Annotated in this window: 26 protein-coding genes; 19 read left to right on the forward strand and 7 right to left on the reverse strand. The window is 62.2% G+C overall.

The annotated features are described in order from the left end of the window. Positions 1-14 precede the first annotated feature (14 nt). On the forward strand, positions 15-560 hold the full coding sequence (locus ACROHD_RS06580; RefSeq protein ID WP_432676584.1) for an NADPH-dependent FMN reductase: 546 nt from the start codon (positions 15-17) through the stop codon (positions 558-560). Between the two features lie 188 nt (positions 561-748). Here ACROHD_RS06580 and ACROHD_RS06585 read toward each other — a convergent pair whose 3' ends face one another. Then, positions 749-1,831 carry an NAD(P)/FAD-dependent oxidoreductase gene (locus tag ACROHD_RS06585; RefSeq protein WP_432676585.1) on the reverse strand — a complete coding sequence of 361 codons (1,083 nt, stop codon included), beginning with the start codon at positions 1,829-1,831 and terminating at the stop codon, positions 749-751. Between ACROHD_RS06585 and mnmC2 the strand changes: the two genes are divergently transcribed. Continuing rightward, positions 1,832-2,506 (forward strand): tRNA (5-methylaminomethyl-2-thiouridine)(34)-methyltransferase MnmC2, encoded by a 675-nt coding sequence (mnmC2, locus tag ACROHD_RS06590; protein WP_432676586.1) that lies wholly within the window; start codon positions 1,832-1,834, stop codon positions 2,504-2,506. After that, positions 2,503-3,381: a DMT family transporter gene (locus ACROHD_RS06595; RefSeq protein WP_432676587.1), complete on the forward strand. Its 879-nt coding sequence runs from the start codon at positions 2,503-2,505 to the stop codon at positions 3,379-3,381. The genes mnmC2 and ACROHD_RS06595 overlap by 4 nt, the downstream gene beginning before the upstream one ends. 154 nt (positions 3,382-3,535) lie before the next feature. Here the strand turns inward: ACROHD_RS06595 and ACROHD_RS06600 are convergent, their stop codons facing one another. Continuing rightward, positions 3,536-5,473: a lytic transglycosylase domain-containing protein gene (locus tag ACROHD_RS06600; protein WP_432676588.1), complete on the reverse strand. Its 1,938-nt coding sequence runs from the start codon at positions 5,471-5,473 to the stop codon at positions 3,536-3,538. Positions 5,474-5,619: 146 nt separating this feature from the next. On the opposite strand from ACROHD_RS06600, the gene dapA reads away from it, so the two are divergent. The 9 genes from dapA (at position 5,620) to ACROHD_RS06645 (ending at position 12,710) form a co-directional block, all read left to right on the forward strand. Beyond that, positions 5,620-6,495, forward strand: a complete 876-nt coding sequence (dapA, locus tag ACROHD_RS06605) for a 4-hydroxy-tetrahydrodipicolinate synthase (protein ID WP_432676589.1) — start codon at positions 5,620-5,622, stop codon at positions 6,493-6,495. A 1-nt stretch (position 6,496) separates the two neighbouring features. Further along, positions 6,497-6,985, forward strand: a complete 489-nt coding sequence (locus ACROHD_RS06610; RefSeq protein WP_432676590.1) for an SAM-dependent methyltransferase — start codon at positions 6,497-6,499, stop codon at positions 6,983-6,985. A gap of 19 nt (positions 6,986-7,004) precedes the next feature. Beyond that, positions 7,005-7,481 (forward strand): SsrA-binding protein SmpB, encoded by a 477-nt coding sequence (smpB, locus tag ACROHD_RS06615; RefSeq protein ID WP_432676591.1) that lies wholly within the window; start codon positions 7,005-7,007, stop codon positions 7,479-7,481. Between the two features lie 73 nt (positions 7,482-7,554). Beyond that, on the forward strand, positions 7,555-8,406 hold the full coding sequence (sseA, locus tag ACROHD_RS06620; protein ID WP_432676592.1) for a 3-mercaptopyruvate sulfurtransferase: 852 nt from the start codon (positions 7,555-7,557) through the stop codon (positions 8,404-8,406). After that, positions 8,403-8,960 (forward strand): GNAT family N-acetyltransferase, encoded by a 558-nt coding sequence (locus tag ACROHD_RS06625; protein WP_432676593.1) that lies wholly within the window; start codon positions 8,403-8,405, stop codon positions 8,958-8,960. Before sseA ends, ACROHD_RS06625 begins: the two co-directional genes overlap by 4 nt. A 12-nt stretch (positions 8,961-8,972) precedes the next feature. Then, complete coding sequence (locus tag ACROHD_RS06630; RefSeq protein ID WP_432676594.1) at positions 8,973-10,157, forward strand: amino acid aminotransferase; 1,185 nt, start codon at positions 8,973-8,975, stop codon at positions 10,155-10,157. Between the two features lie 112 nt (positions 10,158-10,269). Next, entirely contained in the window at positions 10,270-10,893 is a 624-nt protein-coding gene (locus ACROHD_RS06635; protein WP_432676596.1) for a queuosine precursor transporter, read from the forward strand. Positions 10,894-11,198: 305 nt separating this feature from the next. Continuing rightward, the gene (arfB, locus tag ACROHD_RS06640) at positions 11,199-11,615 is read left to right on the forward strand and encodes an alternative ribosome rescue aminoacyl-tRNA hydrolase ArfB (RefSeq protein ID WP_432676597.1); all 417 of its coding nucleotides are present in this window, start codon (positions 11,199-11,201) and stop codon (positions 11,613-11,615) included. Positions 11,616-11,708: 93 nt separating this feature from the next. Next, positions 11,709-12,710, forward strand: coding sequence for a nucleoside triphosphate pyrophosphohydrolase family protein (locus tag ACROHD_RS06645; protein WP_432676599.1), 1,002 nt, complete (start codon positions 11,709-11,711; stop codon positions 12,708-12,710). A 4-nt stretch (positions 12,711-12,714) separates the two neighbouring features. Here ACROHD_RS06645 and pncB read toward each other — a convergent pair whose 3' ends face one another. Next, the gene (pncB, locus tag ACROHD_RS06650) at positions 12,715-14,007 is read right to left on the reverse strand and encodes a nicotinate phosphoribosyltransferase (RefSeq protein ID WP_432676600.1); all 1,293 of its coding nucleotides are present in this window, start codon (positions 14,005-14,007) and stop codon (positions 12,715-12,717) included. A gap of 116 nt (positions 14,008-14,123) precedes the next feature. Beyond that, positions 14,124-14,483 (reverse strand): hypothetical protein, encoded by a 360-nt coding sequence (locus ACROHD_RS06655; protein WP_432676602.1) that lies wholly within the window; start codon positions 14,481-14,483, stop codon positions 14,124-14,126. Between the two features lie 156 nt (positions 14,484-14,639). On the opposite strand from ACROHD_RS06655, the gene ACROHD_RS06660 reads away from it, so the two are divergent. Beyond that, a complete protein-coding gene (locus ACROHD_RS06660) occupies positions 14,640-15,749 on the forward strand; it encodes a THUMP domain-containing class I SAM-dependent RNA methyltransferase (RefSeq protein WP_432676603.1) in 1,110 nt (369 codons plus the stop codon). Between the two features lie 281 nt (positions 15,750-16,030). Beyond that, the gene (locus tag ACROHD_RS06665) at positions 16,031-16,168 is read left to right on the forward strand and encodes a DUF2256 domain-containing protein (RefSeq protein ID WP_432676605.1); all 138 of its coding nucleotides are present in this window, start codon (positions 16,031-16,033) and stop codon (positions 16,166-16,168) included. On the opposite strand, the gene ACROHD_RS06670 is transcribed toward ACROHD_RS06665, so the two are convergent. Then, entirely contained in the window at positions 16,165-16,983 is an 819-nt protein-coding gene (locus ACROHD_RS06670) for a GNAT family N-acetyltransferase (RefSeq protein ID WP_432676607.1), read from the reverse strand. The genes ACROHD_RS06665 and ACROHD_RS06670 overlap by 4 nt on opposite strands. Further along, on the reverse strand, positions 16,980-17,570 hold the full coding sequence (pncA, locus tag ACROHD_RS06675) for a bifunctional nicotinamidase/pyrazinamidase (RefSeq protein WP_432676608.1): 591 nt from the start codon (positions 17,568-17,570) through the stop codon (positions 16,980-16,982). The genes ACROHD_RS06670 and pncA overlap by 4 nt, the downstream gene beginning before the upstream one ends. Positions 17,571-17,733: 163 nt before the next feature. Between pncA and ACROHD_RS06680 the strand changes: the two genes are divergently transcribed. The 3 genes from ACROHD_RS06680 (at position 17,734) to ACROHD_RS06690 (ending at position 21,891) form a co-directional block, all read left to right on the forward strand. Next, entirely contained in the window at positions 17,734-19,263 is a 1,530-nt protein-coding gene (locus tag ACROHD_RS06680; protein ID WP_432676609.1) for a glutamate synthase-related protein, read from the forward strand. 57 nt (positions 19,264-19,320) lie between these two features. Further along, positions 19,321-20,613: an NAD(P)/FAD-dependent oxidoreductase gene (locus ACROHD_RS06685; RefSeq protein ID WP_432676611.1), complete on the forward strand. Its 1,293-nt coding sequence runs from the start codon at positions 19,321-19,323 to the stop codon at positions 20,611-20,613. A gap of 75 nt (positions 20,614-20,688) precedes the next feature. Continuing rightward, positions 20,689-21,891 carry an alpha/beta hydrolase gene (locus ACROHD_RS06690; RefSeq protein WP_432676612.1) on the forward strand — a complete coding sequence of 401 codons (1,203 nt, stop codon included), beginning with the start codon at positions 20,689-20,691 and terminating at the stop codon, positions 21,889-21,891. A 6-nt stretch (positions 21,892-21,897) separates the two neighbouring features. Here the strand turns inward: ACROHD_RS06690 and ACROHD_RS06695 are convergent, their stop codons facing one another. Further along, positions 21,898-22,818, reverse strand: a complete 921-nt coding sequence (locus ACROHD_RS06695; protein WP_432676613.1) for a PLP-dependent cysteine synthase family protein — start codon at positions 22,816-22,818, stop codon at positions 21,898-21,900. 100 nt (positions 22,819-22,918) lie between these two features. Here ACROHD_RS06695 and trhO point away from each other — a divergent pair, with 100 nt between their 5' ends. Beyond that, positions 22,919-23,830 carry an oxygen-dependent tRNA uridine(34) hydroxylase TrhO gene (trhO, locus tag ACROHD_RS06700; protein ID WP_432676615.1) on the forward strand — a complete coding sequence of 304 codons (912 nt, stop codon included), beginning with the start codon at positions 22,919-22,921 and terminating at the stop codon, positions 23,828-23,830. Further along, a complete protein-coding gene (locus tag ACROHD_RS06705; RefSeq protein ID WP_432676616.1) occupies positions 23,827-24,888 on the forward strand; it encodes an AbrB family transcriptional regulator in 1,062 nt (353 codons plus the stop codon). Before trhO ends, ACROHD_RS06705 begins: the two co-directional genes overlap by 4 nt. Positions 24,889-24,984 lie beyond the last annotated feature (96 nt).

Below are 24,984 nucleotides of genomic sequence, written 5' to 3' on the forward strand. Positions count from 1 at the left end.
TTGGAGTATCGAGCATGGCATCGGGCAAGCTATTGGGCATCTGTGGGTCTTTGCGGGCGGGGTCCTATAATCGAAAACTGCTGAGAGAGGCGGTGCGGATTTACGATCCCTCGGAATATGTGGAGGCTGATCTGCGTCTGCCGCTTTATGATGGCGACCTTGAGGAGGGAGAAGGCATTCCCGCTTCAGTTCAGGCACTGTCCGATCAGATTGCCGGTGCGGATGCGGTGGTGATTTCGGGCCCGGAATATAACAAGGGCCTGTCCGGCGTTCTGAAAAACGCGCTCGACTGGGTCAGCCGCACTAAGGGGAGCCCATGGCGGGACAAGCCGATTGCGATCATGGCGGCGACGGGTGGCCGGGCCGGCGGGGAGCGGACTCAATGGACGTTGCGCCTGTGCCTGACGCCGTTTCGCCCGAGGCTGCTGACGGGCCCGGAGGTTCTGGTGGGCAATTGTTCGGGCCAGTTCGATGAGGGTGGGCGATTGATAAATGAGCGCTACGAGGCGGTTCTGACGGAGCTAATGGAGGAGCTGCGAAAGGACGTTGAGCGGGTTTGATCCCGGCGGTTTCGTCGTCTTCGACGCCGACCCGCGAACGCCCCTTCTCAACCCCCCGCTTGCGCGGGAGGCCTCGAAGAGCCGTGTTGCCACGGGCAAGTGAAGAGGTCGGTTCACCGGGTCCGAGTGGTGGCCCGGTGGTGGGGGCGGACTGCCTCCGGCTGGAGTATTTGGGCAAAGAAGAAGGATCAGGTGCCTGGCATTGAGGCGTCGACCCGGAAGCTTTCGGGAATGGTGTCTTCTTTGTCGAGAATGAGGTTGGCCATCAATTGGCCCACGATCGGGGCCATGCCGAAGCCGATCTTGAAGCCGCCATTGGCGATGAAGTGGTCCGGCCGACCGGGATAGGCCCCCAGCATCGGCGCGCGTGACCGGGCGCGTGGGCGCAGGCCGGCCCATCTTTCCAGCACCGGGCGTTCGCGCAAAACCGGGACAAGCCGAATGATGCGTCCAAGAATATCGTCCAGCCCGCCATCGCATCGGGAGGGGTCGGCAAATTCGCGTTCTGTTGTCGAACCAATGGCAGTGGTGCCATCGGCATGAGGAATGACGTGCAACCCATCGACGAAGATCTGCGGGCATTCCCGTGCGTCATAGTCGAAAATCGCGGACTGGCCCTTGATGGGGGTGCCAACGGGTTTTCCCAGTTCCTCGGACAGGGCAATCAGCCCCGAAGCGCCGGTGGCGTGGACAATCTTGCCGTGTTCTTTTGCATCATCCGTGATCTCCACCCCTTTTGCGCGCAGGGCTGCAGCGAGGGCGGATGTTGCCTTGCGCGGATGGGCGCGGCCGGTCAGCGTATCATGGATTACAAGGCCAGAGGCCGTGACCGGCGCGAATGGGCCGAAGTCGCGCACATCGCGGATTTCCCATCTGTACTTGCCGCGCCACAGTTCCTCGGCATTGCGGGCGCGTTCGGTGGCGATTTCCAGCACTCCGACAGGTTGAATGCGACCGGTGCGGGCGTAGCCTGGGTCCTCGCCGCCAACTTCTGCCACCTCGGCCCACATCGCCTCGGCCATGTCGAGGCTTTGAAACTGAAGCTCTTTCTTGTCGTTCCAACGTTCGGGTGTATGCGGGGCAAGCGCGCCGACAAGGCCGCCCGATGCCCCGGCCGCAACGCCATTTGGGTCGATCACCCGGACAGACGCCCCGCGCGATACGCAGGCCCAGGCCACGGACAACCCGAAGATACCCGCCCCTCTGACCGTCACATCCACCATGTCTGCCCCCGCTTGCCGAACCTGACAGAACCCTTCATAGGTCAGCACATGACCAAAGCCCAGACAGACCGGACCCTGTGGAAAGACAATGGCGTGCCCGTCTCGGAACGCTTTGACGATCCCTATTACTCGCTCGACAACGGTCTGGCAGAGACGCGGCATGTGTTTCTTGAAGGCAATGACCTGCCCGCGCGCTTTGCACCGGGGTTTCACATCGCAGAGCTGGGGTTTGGCACCGGGCTGAACTTGATTGCAGCGCGTTTGGCCTGGCGGGAGGCAGGTATATCGGGGCCCCTTCGATACACCAGTTTTGAAGCTTTCCCGATGCCGCCCGAGGACGCGCTTCAGGCGCTGGCAGCCTTCCCCGAAGCCGCAGCCTTTGCCGAGGACACTGCGACATTGCTGGCTGATCCAAAGCGCCCGCTGATCCGTGAGGATATAGAGATATACCTGATCGTGGGAGACGCGCGCGCCACCCTTCCCGCGTGGGATGGGCAGGCGGACGCATGGTTCCTTGATGGCTTCTCTCCCGCAAAGAACCCGGAACTTTGGGGGGCTGATCTGATGTTGGAGGTTGGCCGCCACACTGCGACCGGTGGAAGCTTTGCCACGTATACTGCGGCAGGCGATGTGCGACGCGCACTTGTCGCTGCCGGGTTCGACGTGACCCGCGCATCCGGCTACGGCCGCAAGAGGCACATGAGTACGGGCAGGCTGACATGAGCGAGCAGAACACGCGGACAGGCATCTGGCTGATGGTGCTGACAACCTTCATCTTCGCAATGCAGGACGGAATCTCGCGTCACCTGGCGGGGGAATACAACGTGCTCATGGTGGTGATGATCCGCTACTGGTTCTTCGCAGCCTTCGTGATGACGGTGGCCTCACGCAAGGCGGGCGGATTAAGGGCTGCGGCGGCAACGCAGCAACCTTTCCTGCAGGGTTTCCGCGCCATTCTGCTTGTGACGGAAATCTGCGTGATGGTTCTGGGGTTTACGCTATTGGGCCTGGTTGAAAGCCACGCCGTGTTTGCCTGCTATCCGCTGCTGATCGCGGCGCTATCCGGGCCGGTCCTGGGTGAATCCGTTGGCTGGCGCAGATGGGCGGCGATCGGGATTGGCTTCATTGGCGTGATCATCATCCTTGAACCCGGTTTCGGTGTTTTCGATCCGCGCGCGATCGTTCCATTGGCGTCGGCCCTGATGTTTGCGCTTTATGGTCTGCTGACCCGTTTTGCAGCCCGCAAGGACAGCGCGGCGACCAGCTTTTTCTGGACCGGCACGGTTGGATCAGTGGCGATGACGGCTGTTGGCATCTGGTTCTGGGAGCCGATGACGAGCTCGGATTGGGCGTGGATGGGATTGCTCTGTATTACAGGGGCGGCGGGCCACTTCACTCTGATCAAGTGCTACGAGGTGGCCGAGGCAAGCGCGGTCCAGCCCTTCGCCTACCTGCAACTTGTCTTCGCAGCGTCCCTCGGGATCGTGGTGTTCGGGGAAGGGATCGAGTGGAATGTTGTCCTTGGCGCGACAATCGTTGTTGCGGCGGGGCTGTTCACTCTTTGGCGGGCACGGGCGCGCGAAGCGGAAGCCTCCTGATCCGTTCCTCTTGGTTCAAATGCTTCTCAGAGGCGTGTTCTATTGGGAACGCGCCTGAGAGGAGCACCTGATGCGACCTGCGCGCCGTTGCCTCTGGCCAGACGGGCCGCGCCGGTCGACATCTCGACGGCACGTTGAAATGCCTTATCCTGAGCTAGCGCTGCCGCAGTAGCTCGGTCAGGGTCTGGTCCGGCAGCCGTCCGGTCAGCAGCGCATCGTAGATCCGCATACTTTCGGTCACGCGCATCACGTAGTTCCGCGTCTCCCGGAAGGGGATCGACTCGATCCAGTCCACCACGTCCACATCCGGGTCGCGCGGATCACCGAAGGCCTCCATCCAGCGCTCTGCTCGACTGGGGCCCGCATTATACGCGGCGGCGATCAGAATTGGGTTTGGACCGAACTCTTCGATCAGAAAATCCAGATACTCCGCACCGAGCGTGGCGTTGAATTCCGGGTCGTCATGCATTCGGGTTTCACTGAATGACACGCCGAGGCGTCGCGCCATTTCGCGCCCGGTGCGTGGCATCACCTGCATCAGCCCAAGCGCACCCGCATGGCTGACCACGCTTGGGTCAAACTCGCTCTCGCGTCGGGCAATGGAATGCACCAAGCGGTCAGACACCGGCAAGTCATAGGCCATCAGGTCCGACGACAGGGGATAATACGCGCGCATGATTTCGTGGCCCATTGTGGCGGCGCGTTTGGCAATCATCAGGGCGATATGCGGCTCATTCAGTTCCAGCACCATTGCGGCCAACTGTCCGGCCTCCTGCCGGGTCAGGCTTTCGGTCAGGTGCGTCCAGAAGCGTTCGGCGAGGGCAATCTCACCCGCCTCCAGCAGGCGGAAAGCAGCCCGGAACACGCTTGATTGAACGAAAGATGCCTGCCGCCAGTCGCCGAAATCCTCTCGCCCCAGAAAGGCCGGATCGGTTGGCAACCCGCCACGCTCGGCTGCCAACTGTCCATAAAAACTGGATTGGAACCGCGCGCCCAGGGCATAGGCCTCAGCCGCCGCATCGCGGTTGCCAAGTGCCTCTTGTGCACGGCCAAGCCAATATCCTGCCCGCCCCATCGAAATCGGGGATTCAACGGCTTCGGTGAAGTGAGAAAAATGTTCGGCCGCCGTTGCGGCATCTCCCATACGCAATGCGGTGTAGCCGGCGATCCATTCCAGATCCGAGTAATTCACATAGTCGACGGAGGGGTCGATGTGATGGTTCGCAGCCACACTGTAGGCGGCCTGAAATTCACCATCACGCATCAGATCGCGGGCCAGGGCCCGCCTGCGATTGGCCCACTCCGAGGGCCGCCCAAGGGCCTCGGCAGAGCTGGAGGTCTCTCGAATCAGGCTTGTGGCACTGCTGGTCAATCCTTCGCGAATCCGCCAGACAAAGCGTTCATATGCCAGGCCGGGATGAGCGCGCAGTGCGGCGGGGACAGCATCAATCGCCGCATCCACACCAGGGCGGCGCGCGCGCAGCAACAGCCGTGCTTCGGCCAGCCGCTGCCAGCCTTCGCTAACCAACGGGTACATGCGCCGGGCCTGTGTGGCTTCGTTCTCCCACAGCAGATGATCCAGCCGGGCCTCGTGATGGGTGCGCAGGGTGCGGGGCCAGTCGATCATGAACTGGTCGTGTTCCGCCTCGGACAGCGACATGGTGGTCCATGCGCGGATTGCTTCTGCCATTGCCTCTTCGCGGCGGTCCGACTCCCACAGGGCGGCGGCAAGGCGCAAAGACCCCCACCCAGTCTGGGGCAGTTGATCTTCGAAATAGGAAATGACGGTGCTAGCCGATGTGTTTTCTTCGATATTCCGTTCGCCCTGACGGATCAGGTAGGGCAGGCCGGGCCAGTCGGGGTTCTGTGCCAGGAAATCGAAATACTCGGTCAGATCGCCTTCTCCCTGCCTGAGCCTGATCCATGTCACCACATCGGCAGCGGCAGGGTCGGTCACGCGGGCTTGTGCCGCGGCAGCAGACGGGTAGTCCCGGTCGCCAAGCGCCTCGATGGCGTCAGCCAGGGCCTCGGGCGTCGCTAGCGCGGGAAGCGGCGCGCAGGTAAGGAAAATCGCAAATAGAAATTGTCGCATCGGATCACCGGTTTCAAACTATCCTACAAGGATAGGGCCTCAGCCCTTGCTTGCAACTCACATACTTGGCAATAGGCGGGCGACGGCCCTTGGGGTCGCGATCCTCCGCCGATCCCGGCGATACCAGACATGAAAGGAAGCGTGTGATGTTCAAAGGCTCGATGCCCGCATTGGTCACGCCGTTCAAGGACGGCGCGGTGGATTTTGACACGCTGAAAAAACTTGTCGACTGGCATGTCGCCGAGGGCAGCAGCGGTCTGGTGCCCGTTGGAACGACCGGCGAAAGCCCGACCCTGACGCATGAGGAACATGAACAGGTCATCGAGGCCGTTGTCGAGGCCGCCGCGGGTCGTGTTCCGGTCATTGCCGGGGCCGGGTCCAACAACACGGTCGAGGCGATCCGCTTCCTGCAGCACGCCAAGGCCGTTGGCGCGGATGCTGGCCTTGTGGTCACACCCTACTACAACAAGCCGACACAGGCGGGTCTGATCGCGCACTATACCGCGCTGACCGAAGCCTGTGATCTGCCGATCGTCATCTACAATATTCCTGGACGGTCCGTCATCGACATGACGCCTGCCACCATGGGCGAACTGGCCAAGCTGCCATCCATCGTAGGTGTGAAAGACGCAACCGGCGACCTGGCGCGCGTCAGCTGGACCCGCATGACTTGCGGGCCGGATTTCTGCCAGCTCTCGGGCGAGGATGCCACCGCGCATGGCTTCAACGCTCAGGGCGGTGTGGGCTGCATCTCGGTTACGGCCAACGTGGCACCGCGCCTTTGCGCCGATTTGCAGAACGCGACGCTGGCGGGCGACTACGCCACCGCGCTGCAGGTCGCTGACCGGCTGATGCCGTTGCACAAGGCGATCTTCATGGAACCCGGCCTGTGTGGCGCAAAGTACGCCATGTCGGTTCTGGGGCTTTGCTCGGACGAGGTGCGCCTGCCGCTGGTCGGTGTATCGGACGGGACCAAGGACGCGATCAAGGCGGCGATGCAACACGCTGGCCTGATCAACTGAGATGGGTGGGATCCGCGACGGTGAGGTGACACTGGCCTTTGATCCGGCTGACCGGGTCGAGGCGGGAGTCACCTTCATCGGGCGGATCCGCACACCCTGGTCCAAGGGACATGGGCCGAAGAACCTGATCCAGGCGCGGGAAACCGGGCAGGGGGCGACAATCGAGCTCGCCCCTGCCTACATCCCCTGTCTTGAAGGGTTGGAGGACGGCACACCGGTCGTCCTGCTCTACTGGATGGACAAGGCGGCGCGGAACATCGCCGTGCAGAACCCGCACCACACAGATGGCACGCGCGGCACCTTCGCCCTGCGATCCCCGGCGCGACCCAACCCGATTGCGATGGCGGTGGTGATCCTGCAGGGGATCGACCGCGACACCGGCCTGCTGACCATTGATGCCATAGATTGCTACGACAACACGCCGCTGCTGGACATAAAGCCGTGGAAAGCTTCAATCGACATACCGCCGGGCTGGTGCCCGGACGCCTGAGTGACTATATCGCAGCGTCATGGCACAGACGAAATCAGATCCCAACTACAAGGTGATCGCCGAGAACCGGCGGGCGCGCTACGATTATGCCATCGAGGATGACCTCGAGTGCGGGATTATCCTGCAGGGGTCAGAGGTAAAGTCGATGCGCCAGGGCGGGTCGAACATCGCCGAAAGCTATGCCGCTGTGGACGAGGGCGAGCTGTGGCTGGTCAACAGCTACGTTGCCCCTTACGCGCAAGCCAAGACCTGGGGCCACGAAGAACGCCGTCGCCGCAAGCTGCTGGTCAGCAAGAAAGAGATGTCCAAGCTGTGGAACGCCACGCAGCGGCAGGGCATGACCCTGGTGCCGCTCGTGATGTATTTCAACCATAAGGGCATCGTGAAGCTCAAGATCGGCATCGCCAAGGGCAAGAAGAACCAGGACAAGCGCGCTGATGAGGCCAAGCGCGACTGGCAACGCCAGAAATCGCGGCTGTTGCGCGAACGGGGCTGACAACCCGCCCACTTGAAAGCAGGCCCCGGCCCGCGTAGGGCTAGCAAAACCCCGTGCCTGACGGAGACTGCCGATGTCCGCCGATGACCCCAAAACCCTCGTATCCACCCAGTGGCTTGCCGATCACATGAAAGATCCGGATCTGCGGATCATTGATGCGTCCTATTACCTGCCCGATATGGGCCGGGACGCGAAGGCCGAATATGACGCCGCCCATATTCCCGGCGCTCGGTTTTTCGATATCGACGATGTCAGTGATTCCGTCAGTGACCTGCCCCACATGGCCCCGCCGCCTGAAAAATTCATGAGCCGCCTTCGTGCTATGGGCGTGGGCGACGGGCATCAGGTGGTGGTCTACGACGGCAACGGGCTGTTTTCTGCGGCCCGTGTCTGGTGGTTGTTCCGGCTGATGGGCAAGACCGATATCGCGGTACTGGATGGCGGTATCCGCAAATGGCAGGCCGAAGGCCGTGAGATCGAGGATATGCCCCCCATCATGCGCGACCGTCACATGACCGCGCAGCGTCAGGCGCATCTGGTCAAGGACGTCACGCAGGTTGCCGCTGCTGCCAAACTCGGCGATTGGCAGATCGTAGATGCCCGCAGCGCCGCCCGTTTCCGGGGAGAAGAGGCCGAACCGCGCGCCGGGCTGCGGTCTGGTCGCATTCCGGGATCGAAAAACGTTCACTACGCCAGCCTACTGAATGCCGACGGTACGATGAAACGCGGCGAGGCCCTGCGCGCTGCGTTTGAGGCCGGCGGTGTCGATCTGGACAAGCGTATCATCACCACCTGCGGGTCAGGCGTAACGGCGGCCATCCTGTCGCTTGGACTCGAGATACTCGGCCATAAGGATTGGTCGCTCTATGATGGTTCCTGGGCAGAATGGGGCCAGTTCGAACAGCTAAAAGTCGAGGTGGGATGACCAAGATCCCTGCTGGTACCGAGATTGCCTATACGATCACGTACCTGGAAATGACCGATGCCCCCGCCGCGGCGCCCGCGCTGCCGGATGACGTTCGGCTTGAGCGTTGCGAACAGCCGCCCGTCTGGTTCTTCCTGTCCCTCTACGATGCCGTCGGGCGGATGTATGAATGGGTCGACAAGTTCAACGAGACCACCGAGGCGGTTAAGGCCTTCGTTCAGCACCCCGATGTGTCGCTTTACGTCGCTTACCGACATGGCTGGCCCGCCGGGTTCTTCCAGCTTGACTGGCGCAAGGCCGGCATCTGTGATCTTGCCTATTTCGGGCTGGTGCCCGAGGCCATCGGCGGCGGCTTCGGCGGCACCCTTTTGCGCACCGCAATCGCCACCGGATGGTCACGCGATGGCGTAAAGAAAATGACGGTCAACACCTGTACGCTGGACCACCCGCGTGCCTTGGACCTTTATAAGCGAATGGGGTTTGCACCTGTCCGCACCGAGGATCACACCCGCATCCTGACCCGCGACCGCGACCCGTCGCAATTCCCTGCCTGAGGAGAGGCACAGATGTTCGAGACCCTGACCGCCCCGCAACCCGACAAGATCATTCAGCTGATGCAGATGTTCCGCGAGGATACGCGGGAGGGAAAGGTCGATCTCGGTGTTGGCGTCTATAAGACGCCCCAGGGCAAGACGCCGGTGATGAAGGCGGTGAAGGCGGCGGAAGAACTGGTCTGGCAGACGCAGGACAGCAAGGGCTATGTCGCGCTGGCAGGGGATGCCGGGTATCTTGCCGCGATGAAGGGGCTGCTCTTTGACGATTCAATGCCCCATACCAGGCTGGCTGCGGCAGGCACCCCAGGTGGCACCGGTGCTGTTCGTCAGGTGCTGGAAATGGTCAAGCGCCTGACGCCCGATGCCACGGTCTGGATCAGCGCGCCAACCTGGCCCAACCATCCGGCGATCATAACCTATCTTGGCCTCAACATGCGCGAATACCGCTACTACGACGCGGCAACCGGCGGGCTGGACCGGGCGGGCATGATGGAGGATCTTGCGGCTGTAAAGGCGGGCGACCTTATTCTGCTGCATGGCTGCTGTCACAACCCTACCGGCGTGGACCTGACGCTGGAAGATTGGCGTGACATGGGCGATCTGTGCCTTGCGACCGGCGCAATTCCTTTCGTGGATATGGCTTATCTGGGGTTTGGTCAGGGCATTGAGGAAGATGCCGCCGGGATGCGCCTGCTGGCCGGCATGGTGCCCGAGATGCTGATTGCCGCCTCCTGTTCCAAGAATTTTGGCCTCTATCGAGACCGCGTGGGGATCGCCATGGCGCTCTGCGGTGACGACAAGGCCGCGACGGCAACCGGTGGTATGCTGGCTTGGCTCAACCGCCAGAACTTTGCCTTTCCCCCCGATCACGGCGCGCGCGCTGTGCAGACGATCCTCGGGGATGCCGGTCTGACAGACGTCTGGCGGACAGAGCTGCGCGAGATGCGCGAAGGTATGCAGGCCAACCGTGAGGCGCTTGCCGCTGAATTGCAGCGCATCACCGGGTCCGACCGTTTTGCGTTCCTTGCCGCGCATCGCGGAATGTTCTCGCTACTTGGCGCGAGTTTGCAAGAGGTGGAGCGCCTTCGGGAAGATCATGGCATCTACCTTGTTTTCGACAGCCGGATGAACGTAGCGGGCCTGACCCCGGAAACCATTCCGCTGGTCGCGAAAGCAGTGGCAGAGGTCATGAGCTAGAAAATTCTACCACGGCGCGGGGCTTGCCTTCCGCCCCCCGCCTGCGCTAAAGCGCGCCGTCCCTGGTGATCAGGGCCAAGTCTCCGCTACCTTGTCAAAACGGACCATATACATGACCCGCTCTTATCTGCCCGGCATTCTTGCCATGGCGGCCGTTGTCGTCGCCTCGAACATCCTCGTCCAATTTCTCTTCGGCCAATGGCTGACCTGGGGGGCCTTCACCTACCCGATCGCGTTCCTTGTCACCGACGTGATGAACCGCGTCTATGGTGTTGCCGCCGCTCGGAAAGTTGTTGTTGCCGGTTTCGTCGTGGGCGTCATCTGTTCGCTCATCGGAACCCAGATCATGGGCGAGTTCGGCCCGCTGGTCACGCTGCGCATCGCTTTGGGCTCGGGCCTCGCCTTCCTCACTGCGCAACTGCTTGATGTCGCTGTCTTTAACCGCCTGCGCGAGGGCGCGTGGTGGCGGGCGCCTTTGGGGTCTACTTTGGTTGGGTCTTCGGTGGATACGGCGATCTTCTTTACGATTGCCTTCTCGGGCACGCTGACCTTCCTCGAACCGGGCAACGATGTGTCCTGGGCCGGTGAGGTTCTGCCGCTGCTTGGCACCGGTCCCGAGGCCCCGCTTTGGGTGTCTCTGGCGGTTGCAGACTGGCTCGTTAAACTTTCGCTCGCTTTGGTGGCACTTGTGCCTTTCCGGGTGCTCACGGCGAAACTGACAGCACAAGTTGCATAAAAACTTTTGACAAACACAAAATCTATGGCACCCTCCTAGTACGAGTTCACAATCAGAAAGGAGGTGCCCATGTCGAGAGAGATATTGGAGAAGTGCGTCGGGACAGGCTGGGAGGAACGCGGCTAGGCAGCCTTAGCTGCGCAAACCATCCCAGGTGGGCCTTGGTCTAACCGACCCCACCTCCTTAATTTCTCGGAAAGGGTCGCCCTCGGGCGGCCCTTTTCTGTTAACAAATAAGGGGGGGTGCCATGCGTACACCCCCCCGTGCACCCCCTGTACACCCCCCGTGCATACGGAAAGACGACATGCTGAGGATCACCGACCAGATCACCATCGCCGATTGGGAGCTGACGGAACAGTTCACCCGCGCCTCCGGCCCCGGCGGGCAGAACGTGAACAAGGTGTCCACGGCGGTGGAACTGCGGTTCGAGGCGGAGCGGTCCCCGAACCTGCCCGACCCGGTCAAACGGCGGCTCAGGCGACTGGCCGGTCAGCGCTGGACCAAGGACGGCGCGGTGGTGATCTTCGTGCAGGAGACGCGGAGCCAGGCGCGGAACCGAGAGATCGCGCGGGACCGGCTGGCGGAGCTGATCGGGCGGGCAACGGTGGCGCCCAAGAAACGCCGCCCGACCCGACCCACCAAGGGCAGCATAGAGCGGCGCCTCAAGGCCAAGAAGGCGCGGGGGGAGGTGAAGCGGTTGCGGGGGGAGACGGGGGAGTAGCTTCAGGCAGTTAAACCGAAGGCCGGTCTTGTGCAAGCGAAGGTGATTTGCGATGCTTCGTCATGGTAGACTTATCGTTTCGAGGGCTAAACAGTGAAGATTTCAGATATAGCTTCAATTTCCGATGCTCAGAAGTTTATTCTAGATCTCTATCCAAATGATAATAGAGATTTTTCTTATGTTTTTGGCTATGCTACAAGGCACTTAGGATACCTGTGTAAATCTCTATGTAAAAATTCGCCGTCTGTCGAGGAATTCATTCGCTCAATTTCATGGCTACTTGCGTTGGCCAACAAGCTTGAGGTTGATGTTGAAGTTTCCTTAATAAAGCGACATCCCGATATCTGCCCATATTGCGTTGTTGCCCCATGCAAATGCAGATGGACTGGAAAAAAACCAGCCATCGGAATAAAGGCCTACAAGATACCTGAAGAATTGTTTTATCGCGCAGAACAGATTAAACGCGAAAAGAAAGCAGACTTCCAATCGCACTGCGAGCGACTTGCCATCATTTACCCTGGCAACGCCTACAAATGGGATGCAATTGGCCCATGGCAACTTACCTCTAAAATGCAAGAGGAACTCGCGGAGGTCCACGAGGCAGCAACCAGATACCTTTCTGGAAGAAAGTCGATTGATGCGGTTGCAGAGGAGTTCGCGGACCTTTTCGCATGGTTACTTTCTGCTTGGGGATTAAGTTTTCCTGAGGGCAATGTGGATGACTCTTTTATAGAATACTACTTGGCGGGTTGCCCAGTTTGTGGAAATAACGAGAATTGCGAGTGCGAACTTTTTGCCGATCTGAGTACTCAGTTGGTGGACTCCGATAAGATAAAAGAACTTGAGAAGCTTTTTCTAGCACTCTCAAGCGAAGTTGGATTTGACGGTGATGAAGTGTCCGAGGTCCTTCAATCTTTAGAGGCGGCGTCAAAGTCACAGAGCGAACCAGTAGCGAGGGCTGCCGTCGACCAAGCCAAGGCAAAGACAGAAGAGCTTGAAAAGCTAGTAGAGAGAGGAGCAAAGAACGCTAAGAATGCAACAACAATCGCGCAGGCGATCTACAAGGCAATCGAGAACTTTCCTTTCGTTGGGTAGTTCTTCATACCACAACCTCCACCCGTTCCTGCTCGCCCACCCCGAACACCCGTTTATACCGAGCGATCTCGTCCGCTGGCCCCATGGCCTTCTCGGGGTTGTCCGAGAGCTTCACCGTGGGCCGCCCGTTGGCGGCCACCGCCTTGCACACCAGTGAAAACGGCGCCAGCGCGTCGTCGGGGACCAGACCCCGGAAATCATTGGTCAGCAGCGTCCCCCAGCCAAAGGACACCCGCACGCGGCCTGCGAATTGGGCCTGAAGCTCCTCTATCTTTTCCACGTCCAGCCCGTCGGAGAAGATGACGAGTTTCTGGCGCGGGTCCTCGCCGCGCGACGTCCACCAGTCGATGGCGATCTCGGCCCCCGTCGCGGGGTCGCCTGAATCGATGCGGATGCCGGTCCAGCCTGCCAGCCAGTCGGGGGCGTTTTTCAGGAAGCCTTCCGTCCCGTAGGTGTCGGGCAGGATGATGCGCAGGTTGCCCGAATGCTCCTCATGCCAGTCGGCCAGCACGTCATAGGGCGCGCGGGCGAGGTCGGCGTCGGTCTCGGTTAGCGCGGCGTAGACCATGGGCAGTTCATGGGCGTTCGTCCCGATCGCCTCGATATCGCGCTTCATGGCGATGAGGCAGTTGGAGGTTCCGATGAACTTGTCCCCCAGCCCCTCCATCATCGCCTGCACGCACCAGTCCTGCCACAGGTAGGAATGGCGGCGGCGGGTGCCGAAATCGGCGATGCGCAGGTCGGGCAGGTGGCGCAGGCGTTCGACCTTCTGCCACAGATGCGTCATGGCGCGGGCGTAGAGCACCTGCAGCTCGAACTTGCCCATATGTTGCAGGACGGCGCGGCCCCGAAGCTCCATCAGCACGGCGAGCGCGGGGATTTCCCACAGCATGACCTCGGGCCAGTTGCCTTCGAAGGTCAGCTCATACTGCCCGTCGCGTTTTTCGAGGTGGTAGGCGGGCAGGCGCAGGTTTTCAAACCAGTCCATGAATTCGGGCGTGAACATCTGGCGCTTGCCGTAGAACATGTTGCCCCGCATCCAGGTGCTTTCGCCGCGCGCGAGGGAAAGGGAGCGGATGTGGTCCAGCTGTTCGCGCAGCTCGCCCTCGTCGATCAGTTCGGCCAGCGGGATGCGGGTGGTGCGGTTTATGAGGCTGAAGGTGACTTGCGTGTCGGGCTTGTTGCGGAACACCGACTGGCACATCAGCAGCTTGTAGAAATCGGTGTCGATCAGGGACCGGACGATCGGGTCGATCTTCCACTTGTGGTTATAGACGCGGGTGGCGATGTCGACCATTGGGATACTCCTGTACGCAACGTCTGTTAGAGCAAAGCGGGCAGGGGGAGGGCAAGCGTATCCGCAAAGAAAACGCCCCGCCGGGTGGGACGGGGCGTTGGAGGAGTTGCGTGGGATCAGCCGCGGGCGGCGCTGGAGGCTTGCGAACCCCCATCCCGGCCCTCGCCTTCGCGGCCATCGGGGTTCAGGATCATCACCGCGCGGCCTGCCACGATCAGGCGCTGCAACGTCTCGCCGGGCATGGACGGGCCGGGGCGATCAAAACCAGGGGTGCCGGCGAGGTTGCCGAATTCCTCGTCGCAGTCATCGAGACCGCTTGAATTGGAGCAGTCATGCTCTGGGAAGTTTTCGTTGCACCAGTTGATAACAGCCTCGTAGCAGCCTTCGAGCGAAGTGATCGGGTCTGCTGAAGCGGGGGCGGTGGTCGAAGCCGTTAGGCTTAGGGCGGCGGCGGCAATGGCGAAGTAACGGGTCATATCAAAATCCTCTTCTCTCAAAAAATCACGCATTCTGTTGGCGTGTAGGGGTCTGTCGAACGATGAAGCAAAATGGTTCACAGAAATGTGAGGTGCCTGGCGCAGATTGGCGGAAATCCCTCGCCTGTCTGCGGGAAAGGAGCTAGGCAGGCCGGCATGAGCGACATGTTTGACATCTTCCTTGTGGCCCCGCCGGGGCTGGAACCTGTTCTGGCCGAGGAGGCGCGGGACAAGGGCTTTGCCGATCCCCGCGCGGTGCAAGGGGGTGTCGAGATCAAGGGCGGTTGGCCCGAGGTCTGGCGCGCGAACCTAGTGCTGAGAGGACCAGCGCGGGTGCTGGTCCGGGTGGCAGAGTTTCGGGCGATGCATCTGGCGCAGCTGGACAAGCGGGCGCGCAAGGTCGATTGGGCGTCGGTGCTGCGGGCGGACAGTCCCGTAAAGGTGGAGGCGACCTGCCGAAAGTCGAAGATCTATCACGCGGGGGCCGCGACACAGCGGGTCAGCACCGCGATCAAGGAAACGCTAGGGGCCGAGATCAGCGATACGGCCGAAGTGGTGGTGAAGGTGCGCATCGACGATGACCTGTGCACGATCAGCCTGGATGCCACCGGCGAAGCGCTGCACAAACGCGGGCACAAGCCCGCCGTGGGCAAGGCCCCGATGCGCGAAAACCTGGCGGCGCTGTTTTTGCGGCAATGCGGGTTTGACGGGACGGAACCGGTGGTCGATCCGATGTGTGGGTCGGGGACGTTCCCGATTGAGGCGGCCGAGATCGCGGCAGGGCTTTATCCGGGCCGGTCGCGGGGCTTCGCGTTCGAGGGGCTGGCCGGGTTCGATGCCGATGCCTTTGCAGCGATGAAGGCAGGGGCAAGGTTGGTGGCACCACAGGCCCGGTTCTACGGGTTTGACCGGGATGCGGGCGCGGTGAAGAACGCCACCGAGAATGCGGAGCGGGCGGGTGTCGGAGGCTATTGCCAGTTTGCCCGGCAGGCAGTCAGCGATCTGGAACCGCCAGAGGGGCCGCCCGGCCTGGTCATCGTCAACCCGCCCTATGGCGAGCGCATCGGCAACCGCAAACTGCTGTTCTCGGTCTACGGCGCGCTTGGCAAGACATTGCTGGAGCGGTTCAGCGGCTGGCGTGTGGGGCTGGTGACAAGCGATGGCGGGCTGGCCAAGGCGACCGGGCTGCCTTGGCTGCCGACAGAACCGCCGGTGGCGCATGGTGGGCTAAAGGTGACGCTGTGGCGAACGGGGGTTTTGGGCTGAAGCAGGGACCGGGTTTGAAGAAGAACCTCTCTGACCTCTCGTGACCGTGGTCCGCGCGGAATCAAGCCGCAGGCGCTGCGCCATCGCCGACGCGCCCCGACGCAGAGGCGATCTGGGGGATGTTTGCGAGACGGTTGAGGTCTTGCGGATGTGGCAGGCATAGAGCGCATTGGTCGAATGTCAGCATCGCCACCGCGCGCGTCGGCAATGACGTTCGGGGATGGAGGCCAAACCGAGCCCTCGTCATTGCCGCGTATGCGCTCCGCGCTAGCTTCACTGCAATGGCCCACAAGAAACTCCATCTGCCGACCAAGATTTGTGCCACCTGTGGCCGTCCGTTTGCGTGGCGAAAGAAATGGGCGAAGGTCTGGGACGAAGTGCGCTATTGCTCGGATCGGTGCCGACGCGTGCGGGGTTAGCCCAGCTCCAGCGTGGCGATGGAGCGGATGCCAGGGCCGGGTTTGGGTGCGGGGCCGCGATACATGCGGGCGGTGTTGAAGCTTGCCTCCATCCCCCATTCCCTGCAAAGCGAGGTTAGCCCGGACTGGTCGTCAGGAACGTCAATGATGAATGGACCTGCGGGATATGCCGCTGCGATTGCCATCAACAGCGCCCGCGCGTCATCGAGGTTGTCTGCGACCAGCGGCCCTATCTTGGCGCCGCGTTCGCAACGGCGGATGGTGGCGAAGGAAGTGCCGTGCAATAGGGTCCGGCGGCTGTCGCTGTCTTGCGTCCAAGCCTTCATGAAGGCAGGCTTGGCATAGCCGTTGGCACGGGCCTCGGCCTGGCAGAGCCGGTCCCTGTCGCCTGCGGATGCAGGGCGCAGCCCCACCCCATGATCCGCCGGAATCTGCCCTTCGAAGCGAAAGGTCTGCCCGGCGAGCACAAATCCCGATTTGCGGTAGTTGTCCTGCTGCGCGGGCACCCCGTCGAGGCCGACACTGCGTGCCCCGGCATGGGTAAGTGCGTGCTGCCAGAGGCCGAAGCCGATCCCCTTGCCGCGATGCTCGGGCAGGCAGAGATAGAGGCCCAGGAACGCGAAATCGTCGGAATGGTTTACAACCGAGATCGCGGCGATGGGGCCGTTGCCCGGATCGGCCACGAAGAAACCTTGGGGGTCGCTGGCGTAGAAAGCCGCCGCATCATCAGGCCCGGGGTTCCACCCCTCGGCTGCGGCCCAGGACAGGACAAGTGGCATCTCGTCTGCGCGGGCGGTGCGGAAACGCACGCTCATGCTAGGGCGACGCCCGCCTGCGCCATCCCCTCCAGCGCGGCCTCCAGCGAGCCGTCGAAATCAATTGCACGGCAGAGGTCCTGGCGGACGGTCACGGTGAACCCCAACCGGGCGGCATCGACGGCGGAGTAGTTGACGCAGAAATCGGTGGCGAGGCCCACCATGGTGAGCGTGTCGATACCCCGTGTGCGCAGGTAGCCTTCCAGCCCTGTGGGCGTGGTCTTGTCGTTCTCGAAAAACGCCGAGTAGCTGTCGATCGCGGGGTTGTAGCCCTTGCGGATGATCAGGTCAGCCCGGGCGGTCAGCAGATCGCTGTGGAATTCCGCGCCGGGGGTGCCTTGCACACAGTGATCTGGCCACAGAACCTGAGGGCCGTAAGGCATCTCGGTCAGGGTCATTGGCTCGGCCCCGTGATACGAGGCGAAAGAGGAATGGCCCGACGGGTGCCAGTCCTGCGTCAGGATCACGGCGTCGAAATCGCCCATCAGCGCGTTGATGCCGGGAACAATCACGTCGCCCTCTGGCACCGCCAAGGCGCCTCCGGGGCAGAAATCGTTCTGGACGTCGATGACGATGAGGGCGTGCATGGCGGGCTCCTATCTGGGGTCCCTCAAGGGGTAGTCAGGCAGGCGCTGCCCGTCAATGCGGGTGGGGCGCGAACCGGGGTGAACAGCGGCTGTGCGCGGCTGAGGCTTTGACGCAAAGGACGCGCGCTCTAGGCTGATGCAAGCCGCAAGCAGGAGATCCCCAATGTCCGAGACACCCATCATCGCCGCAAAAAGCCCTGCCAAGGTCGAGCTGACCGAAGGCGAGAGCTATACTTGGTGCCGCTGCGGGCGGTCCAAGAACCAGCCCTTCTGCGACGGATCGCATCGGGGGACCGGGATCACTCCCGTCTCGTTCAAGGCCGAGGAAACGGGGACAGCGTTCCTGTGCCGCTGCAAGGCGACGGGAAACGTGCCATTCTGCGACGGAACCCATACCAAGCTGGAGGGGCTGGAACCCGGCGATGCTTCGCCCCCGCCTAAGAGCGATGCGCCCACGGCGGAACCCACGCCCGAGGAGCCCACGGTCGCCCGCATTCACGCGCTGGCGCGCGACGGGCTGAGCAAGCTTGGTCATCACGGTGAGATGGGGGCTATGGGCGTTCCGCGAAAGGATCTGCCGCATTGGGATGACCTGCAAATCCTGCCTGCGCAGATGGCGCGCAAGCCGTTGCTGGACAATGCGCCTGTATCGACGAAGGTGGTGATTGGGCCACGCGCGGCGAAACCGCTGGAGCTGGATATCCCGCTATTCGTGTCCGACATGAGCTTTGGCGCATTGTCGTTGGAGGCCAAGGTTGCCCTGTCGCGTGGGGCGGAACTGGCAGGCACAGGGATATGTTCGGGCGAGGGTGGCATGTTGCCAGAGGAGCAGGCGGAGAATTCACGCTATTTCTATGAACTCGCTTCCGCCCGGTTCGGCTGGCGGCCGGAACTGGTGGAACGGGTGCAAGCCTTTCACTTCAAGGGTGGGCAGGGCGCCAAGACCGGCACTGGCGGGCATCTGCCCGGCAACAAGGTGACGGACAAGATCGCCGAGGTGCGCGGGCTGGAGAAGGGTCAGGACGCTATTTCGCCCTCGACCTTTCCCGATCTGACCACGCCTGCCGATTTCGCAAAGCTGGCCGATGAGGTGCGGGAGAGGTCCGGCGGCATTCCGATTGGGTTCAAACTGTCGGCCAATCATATCGAGGCCGATATCGACTTCGCGCTGGAGGCCGGCGCAGACTACATCATTCTCGACGGGCGGGGTGGGGGAACGGGGGCCGCGCCGCTGATTTTCCGCGACCATATCTCGGTGCCGACCATTCCGGCGCTGGCCCGCGCAAGGCGGCATCTGGATGCGAGCACAGGGCGCGAGGTGACGCTGGTCATCACCGGCGGGCTGCGGGTGGCCGAGGATTTCGCCAAAGCGATGGCGCTTGGCGCGGATGCGGTGGCGGTGTCAAACTCGGCCATTCAGGCAGTGGGCTGTGTGGCAGCGCGCATGTGCAACACCAACAATTGCCCCGCCGGGATCGCTACGCAAAAGCCGGAGCTGCGCCGGCGGATCGACGTGCAGGTCAGCGCCGAGAGGCTGGCGCGGTTCTTCGGGGCCTCGGTGGAGCTGATGCAGGTGCTGGCGCGGGCTTGCGGGCATGACAGCCTTTCGGGATTGCGCGAGGATGATCTGACCAGTTGGAAAAAGGACATGGCGGACCTGAGCGGCGTGCGCTTTGCGGGCGTGGGCGTGTAACGGCGATTGACCGGCGGGCCGTGCGCGTGTTCGGTGTCGGGCAGAGAGGTGCCCAACATGATCGCCAACGAACGCCCCGTCATCGCTGACAGCCTGTGGAGCGCCAAGGCAAACCCCGCGCCCGACTGCCCGCCGCTGGTGCGAGAGGTGGAGGCGGATGTGGCCATCGTCGGGGGCGGGTTCACGGGGCTGTCGGCTGCGCTCCATGCCGCTGAGGCGGGCCTTCGCGCCGTGGTGCTGGAGGCCGAAAGCCCCGGATGGGGCGCGTCGGGGCGTAATGGCGGGCAGGTCGATCCTGGGCTCTATGTCGATCCGGATGAGGTCGAGGCGCGGTTCGGCGCCGACATAGGCGCGCGGATGGTGGATTATATGGGGCTGTCGGGGCAGATGGTCTTCGATCTGATCGCTCGCCACGGAATTGAGTGCGACGCGCGGCCCGTGGGGTGGATCAGGGCTGCCCACAATGACGCGACGCTCAGGGATATTCACGGCAAGGTTGCGCAATGGCAAAGGCGCGGTGCGGATCTGCGCTTTCTGGAACGGGACGCGCTGGCGTCCATGCTGGGGACAGGCGTTTATGCCGGTGGGTTGATCGACATGCGGGGCGGCAATCTGAACCCGCTGAACTATGCGCTGGGACTGGCAGATGCCGCGTTGCGGGCGGGGGCCTCCGTGCACGGTGGATCACGTGTGATCAGCGCCGGGCAGGAGGGGGATCGCCACCTTTTGAGGACGGAGCGTGGCTCTGTCCGGTCGCGCAAAGTCCTTCTCTGCACCAATGGCTATACGGACGGCTTGGCCCCGCCTTTGGCGCAAGAGGTGGTGCCGGTCCGGTCCGTGCAGGTGGCGACCGACCCGCTGCCGCCAGAGATCGCGGCCAGCATCCTGCCGGGGCGGCAAGCGCCATCGGATCTGCGGCGGCTGTTGCTCTATTTCCGCATGGATGCCGCGGGGCGGTTCATCATGGGTGGGCGCGGGGCCTATGGCGACCGGGCAACGCTGGCACGGATGGAGGCTCTGCGACAAGTCAGCGTGAAGATGTATCCGCAACTGGCCCCCTTTGGCTGGCGGCACGCCTGGGGCGGGTTCATTGCGGTGACGCCAGATCACTACCCGCGCCTGGTGCGCATGGGGTCCGGGATGATGGCGGGGCTTGGCTATAACGGCCGCGGCGTGGCGCAGGCCACAGCCATGGGCAAGCTGATGGCGGAATGGGCGGCGGGACGGCCAGAGGCAGAGTTGGACTTCCCCGTGACCGACCCAAGGCCGATCCCGTTTCACAGACTGCGCCGGTTGGGCGTTGCTGCAACCGTGGCAAAATACCGAATGCTGGATGCTTTGGGGCTGTAAGGATCTGCGGGGCAAATCCCTTGCTAAATGGCGGGAAACCTTCAATCCTTTCAAGAAAAGGAGATTGCCCCGCCGATGCGTTATGAATTTGCCGATTGCCTGCTGGATACCGACAGCTTCAAGCTGTATCGCGGCGGTGCTCCGCAGCCGGTTGAACCGCAGGTTTTCGACTTGTTGCGGGTGCTGGCCGAGAACGCAGGAAAGCTTGTGTCGCGCGATCAGCTGATCGAACAGGTCTGGGGCGGGCGCATTGTGTCAGAGGCGACGATCAGCGCCCGCATCAATGCCGCAAGGACGGCTGTTGGCGATGATGGCAAGGCGCAGGCAGTGATCCGCACCGTGCCACGCAGGGGGATTGAACTGGTCGTGCCGGTGAAGCCTGCCGAGCCAGCCGCTGCGCCGGCGCCGTCATTTACACCAGACCCACCGGCAAACCAGACGATCCGATACACAACCTCTGCCGATGGTACGCAGCTTGCCTATGCGATCTCGGGGTCGCCAGATGGCACACCGCTTTTGCGGGCCACGCATCACGTGTCGCATCTGGAACTTGAATGGAACAGCCCGTTCTACCGGCCCAGCTTCGATGCGCTCGGGGCGCGGCACAAGCTCATCCGCTACGATATCCGGGGTGCGGGTCTATCTGATGGCGCAGGCGATGATCATGATATGCAACGCCATGTGGAAGATCTTGTCGCCGTGGCCGACTCTGCCGGGTTAGAGCGGTTCGCAATCCTCGCCAATCTCAATAGCGCACCGGTCTCGATCCGCTTTGCTGCTGAAAACCCGGATCGGGTCAGCCGTTTGGTTATTCAGGGCGGTTACGCGCGCGGGCGCGCGGTGCGCGGCGACAAGCAGAGCAAGCCGGGCGAGGATCCGTTCATTTTGCTGCTTCACGGCAGTGGGTGGGGTGATCCGCAAAATGGGTTCATGAGAGCCTGGGCGACAATGGCCCTTCCGACGCTGAGCTACGAGGATGCCACACGGTTCATCGAGCTGGTCGCGGGGGCTTGTTCGGGCGAGGATGCGCTGCACAGCCGGGTGGCAATTGACAGGTTCGACGCGCGTGACTGGCTTGCGGCGGTCAGGACGCCAACTCTGGTCGTCCATCCGCGCAATGACAGCCTTCACCCGCTGGCCGAGGCGCGCATGATCGCGGCAGGCATACCGGGGGCTGAATTTCACGTCGTCGAAAGCGCGAATACGATCTGCCTTGCACCGGATCCCACCTGGGCCGAGCAGATGGAGGCTATTCTGGAGTTCCTCGCCCGCGAATAGCCCGCCTTAGCCGTAGATATGGCCACCCAGGTATTTCGCACCTGTGTCACAGGCGATGGTGACGACGCGCTTGCCGGGGCCAAGCTCTTTTGCCAGCTCTATTGCTGCAACGACGTTGAGCCCGGTCGACCCGCCGCCGAGCACACCCGCCTCAGCCGCCAGCCTGCGGCACATGTCAAAGGCTGCGTCCTGATCGACGGTTCGGATATCGCACAGGCGCGACCGATCGAGGAAAGGTGGCTCAAACCCAACACCGATGCCTTCCACCTTGTGCGGGCCACCGGTGCCGGTCGTCAGGAGCGGAGATTGCAGCGGTTCCAACGCGATCACATCAGGGGTTTGTCCCGCCGCGGCCAGCCCGTCCACCGTACCCATCATGGCCGCCCCGGTGCCAACGGCAGCGACAAGCATATCCACGTGCCCCAGATCGGCGGCAATTTCATGCCCCATCGGCACATAGCCCGCGCGCACGTCAGGGGACCCGAATTGGTCGGCGTAGTAACTGCCGGGTTCGCCGGCCAGCCCATAGGCGCGGGTCTTCATGCGCTGGATCAGCTCTGGTGTGATTGTGCCATCCGAGGGCTCGACAAGGACTTCGGCCCCGAAGGCCGCCATTGCCTGGCGCTTGCTGTCGGAAAACGCATCTGAAAACACCGCCGTAAAGCGTAGGCCCAGAACTGCCGAGACGAAGGCAAGCGCCGTGCCGGTGCTGCCGCCAGTATATTCCACCACACGGTCACCAGGCTTCAGATCGCCCCGTTCCATCGCTCGGGTCAGGACGGAAACGGCCATCCGGTCCTTGTAGGATCCGGTCGGATTGCCGCCTTCCAGCTTGATCCAGATCTCGGCCCCGCCTGGCGGCTCGAACCCTGCGAGCCGAACCATGGGTGTTTTACCAATCGCGTCGAGTGCCGTTTCGGACTTCATGTCATGCCCCCTGATTGATCAGATCAGTGTGACCTCTTGGCCCTGTCCGATCAAGCGTGGCGACTTGAAGGCGGTGTTGGGCCGGGTGTAAGAGATGGACATGTTTACCATTGCAGCGCTCTATCATTTCACCCGGTTCGAAGATCCCGACGCCCTGCGCGCGCCGTTGCGCGACCTGTGCGAGGCGAGCGATGTACGCGGGTCACTGCTGATCGCGCATGAGGGGATCAACGGCACCATCGCAGGGCCGCGTGCGGGGATTGATGCCGTGCTCGCGCATATCCGTGCGCTGCCCGGTTGTGCAGATCTGGAATGGAAAGAGAGCACGGCGACTGATGCGCCTTTCGCCCGTATGAAAGTGCGGCTCAAGAAAGAGATCGTGACAATGGGCGTGCCCGACGTGGACCCCAAGGCGAAGGTTGGGCATTACGTGCGCCCCGCCGATTGGAATGCGCTGATTTCCTCCCCCGATGTGGCAGTGATCGATACGCGCAATGACTACGAGATTGCCATCGGCACCTTCGAAGGCGCGGTTGATCCGGAAACCACCACTTTCCGTGAATTTCCCGCCTGGTGGGCCGAGAATAAGGACCGCTTCCACAACAAGCGGATTGCGATGTTCTGCACCGGCGGCATTCGCTGCGAGAAATCCACCAACTACCTGATCGAGCAGGGGGTTGAGGAGGTCTATCACCTCAAGGGCGGTATCCTTCAGTATCTGGAGGATGTGCCGGAAGAGGACAGCCTCTGGCATGGTGAGTGTTTCGTGTTCGATCAACGGGTTTCCGTGGGGCATGGGCTGAAAGAGGGGCCGCATCTGCTGTGCCGGGCTTGCCGTCGTCCGCTGCTGCCCGAAGATACGAAACGGCCTGATTATGAACATGGGGTCTCCTGCCATCACTGCCTGAGCGAGCATACGGATGCCGATCGGGCGCGTTTCCGCGAGCGCCAGAAACAGATCGAGCTTGCGAAGGCTCGGGGCGAGCGGCATTTGGCCGGCGGTCCGGTTTGAGTTCCGGCACCATCCTTCAATCGACATCTGCGCGCACGGCGCTCGCCCTGCTGATCGGCATCGCATCGGGTATCTTCGCCTTTCTGATCGGAATGCCCCTGCCTTGGATGCTGGGGCCGATGATCGGCAACACCATCGCGGCCATCCTGCACGCACCCACAGCCCCACCAGCCAAGCTGCGCCCCATCGTGATTCCGGTCATCGGGGTGATGCTGGGGTCTGGCGTCACGCCTGAGATTGTCGATGCGCTTGGCGATTGGGCCATAAGTTTCCTTGTTCTGCCGCCCTTCCTGATCGTGGCTGCCGGGGCGTCGTTCCTGTTCTATCGCTTCATTGGCAAATACGACCCGGTCACCGCCTATTTCAGCGCCATGCCTGGCGGTCTGAACGAGATGCTGATCCTAGGAGCCGAACAGGGCGGGGATGAGAAACGCATCGCGCTTGCCCATGCCAGCCGTATCCTGTTGGTCATTGGCTTTGTGGCGCTGTTCTTCGGATTGATACTGGGCGTGACCTCTGGCGGGCAGGGAAGTGCCGTTTGGGTCGGGCTTTGGGAGTTGGGGTTGAAGGATTACGCCGTACTGGCAATCTGCGCGGTAGCGGGCGTCTATGTGGGCAAGCTGCTGCGCCTGCCTGCGGCGGCGGTGCTGGGGCCCATGCTTTTGTCCGGCATTGCGCATTTCTTTCATATCGTAGATGTGCCCCCGCCCACGGTTCTGGTCATCGCGGCGCAGGTCGTGATGGGAACTGTCATTGGGTGCCGCTTCATCGGTGCGACCGCGCGCGAAGTGGGGCAAGACTTGTTCCTTGGGGTTTTCTCGACCATCGGAATGCTGATCACCGGGGTGGGCTTTGCCGCCGTGGTGGCGGCGCTGACGGACACAGATCTAAGCCAGGCCTTTCTTGCGTATTCCCCCGGAGGGCTGACGGAAATGAGCCTGCTGGCCTTCGCCATGGGCGGCGACATCGCCTATGTCTCGCTCACGCATATCGTGCGGATCGTGCTGGTGATATTCTCGGCACCGCTGGTGTTTCGCTGGTTTGGGCGAAGCGGCTAAGCAATCCTGAACCTTTAAAGTTTTCCAAAAACGACGCCGACTGTGTCGCATTCTCCCTTATTTTTAGAGCGAATGAAAAAACCTTTGACAATTTCA

It is taken from the genome of Nioella aestuarii (assembly GCF_050896395.1).
Lineage (GTDB): Bacteria > Pseudomonadota > Alphaproteobacteria > Rhodobacterales > Rhodobacteraceae > Nioella > Nioella aestuarii.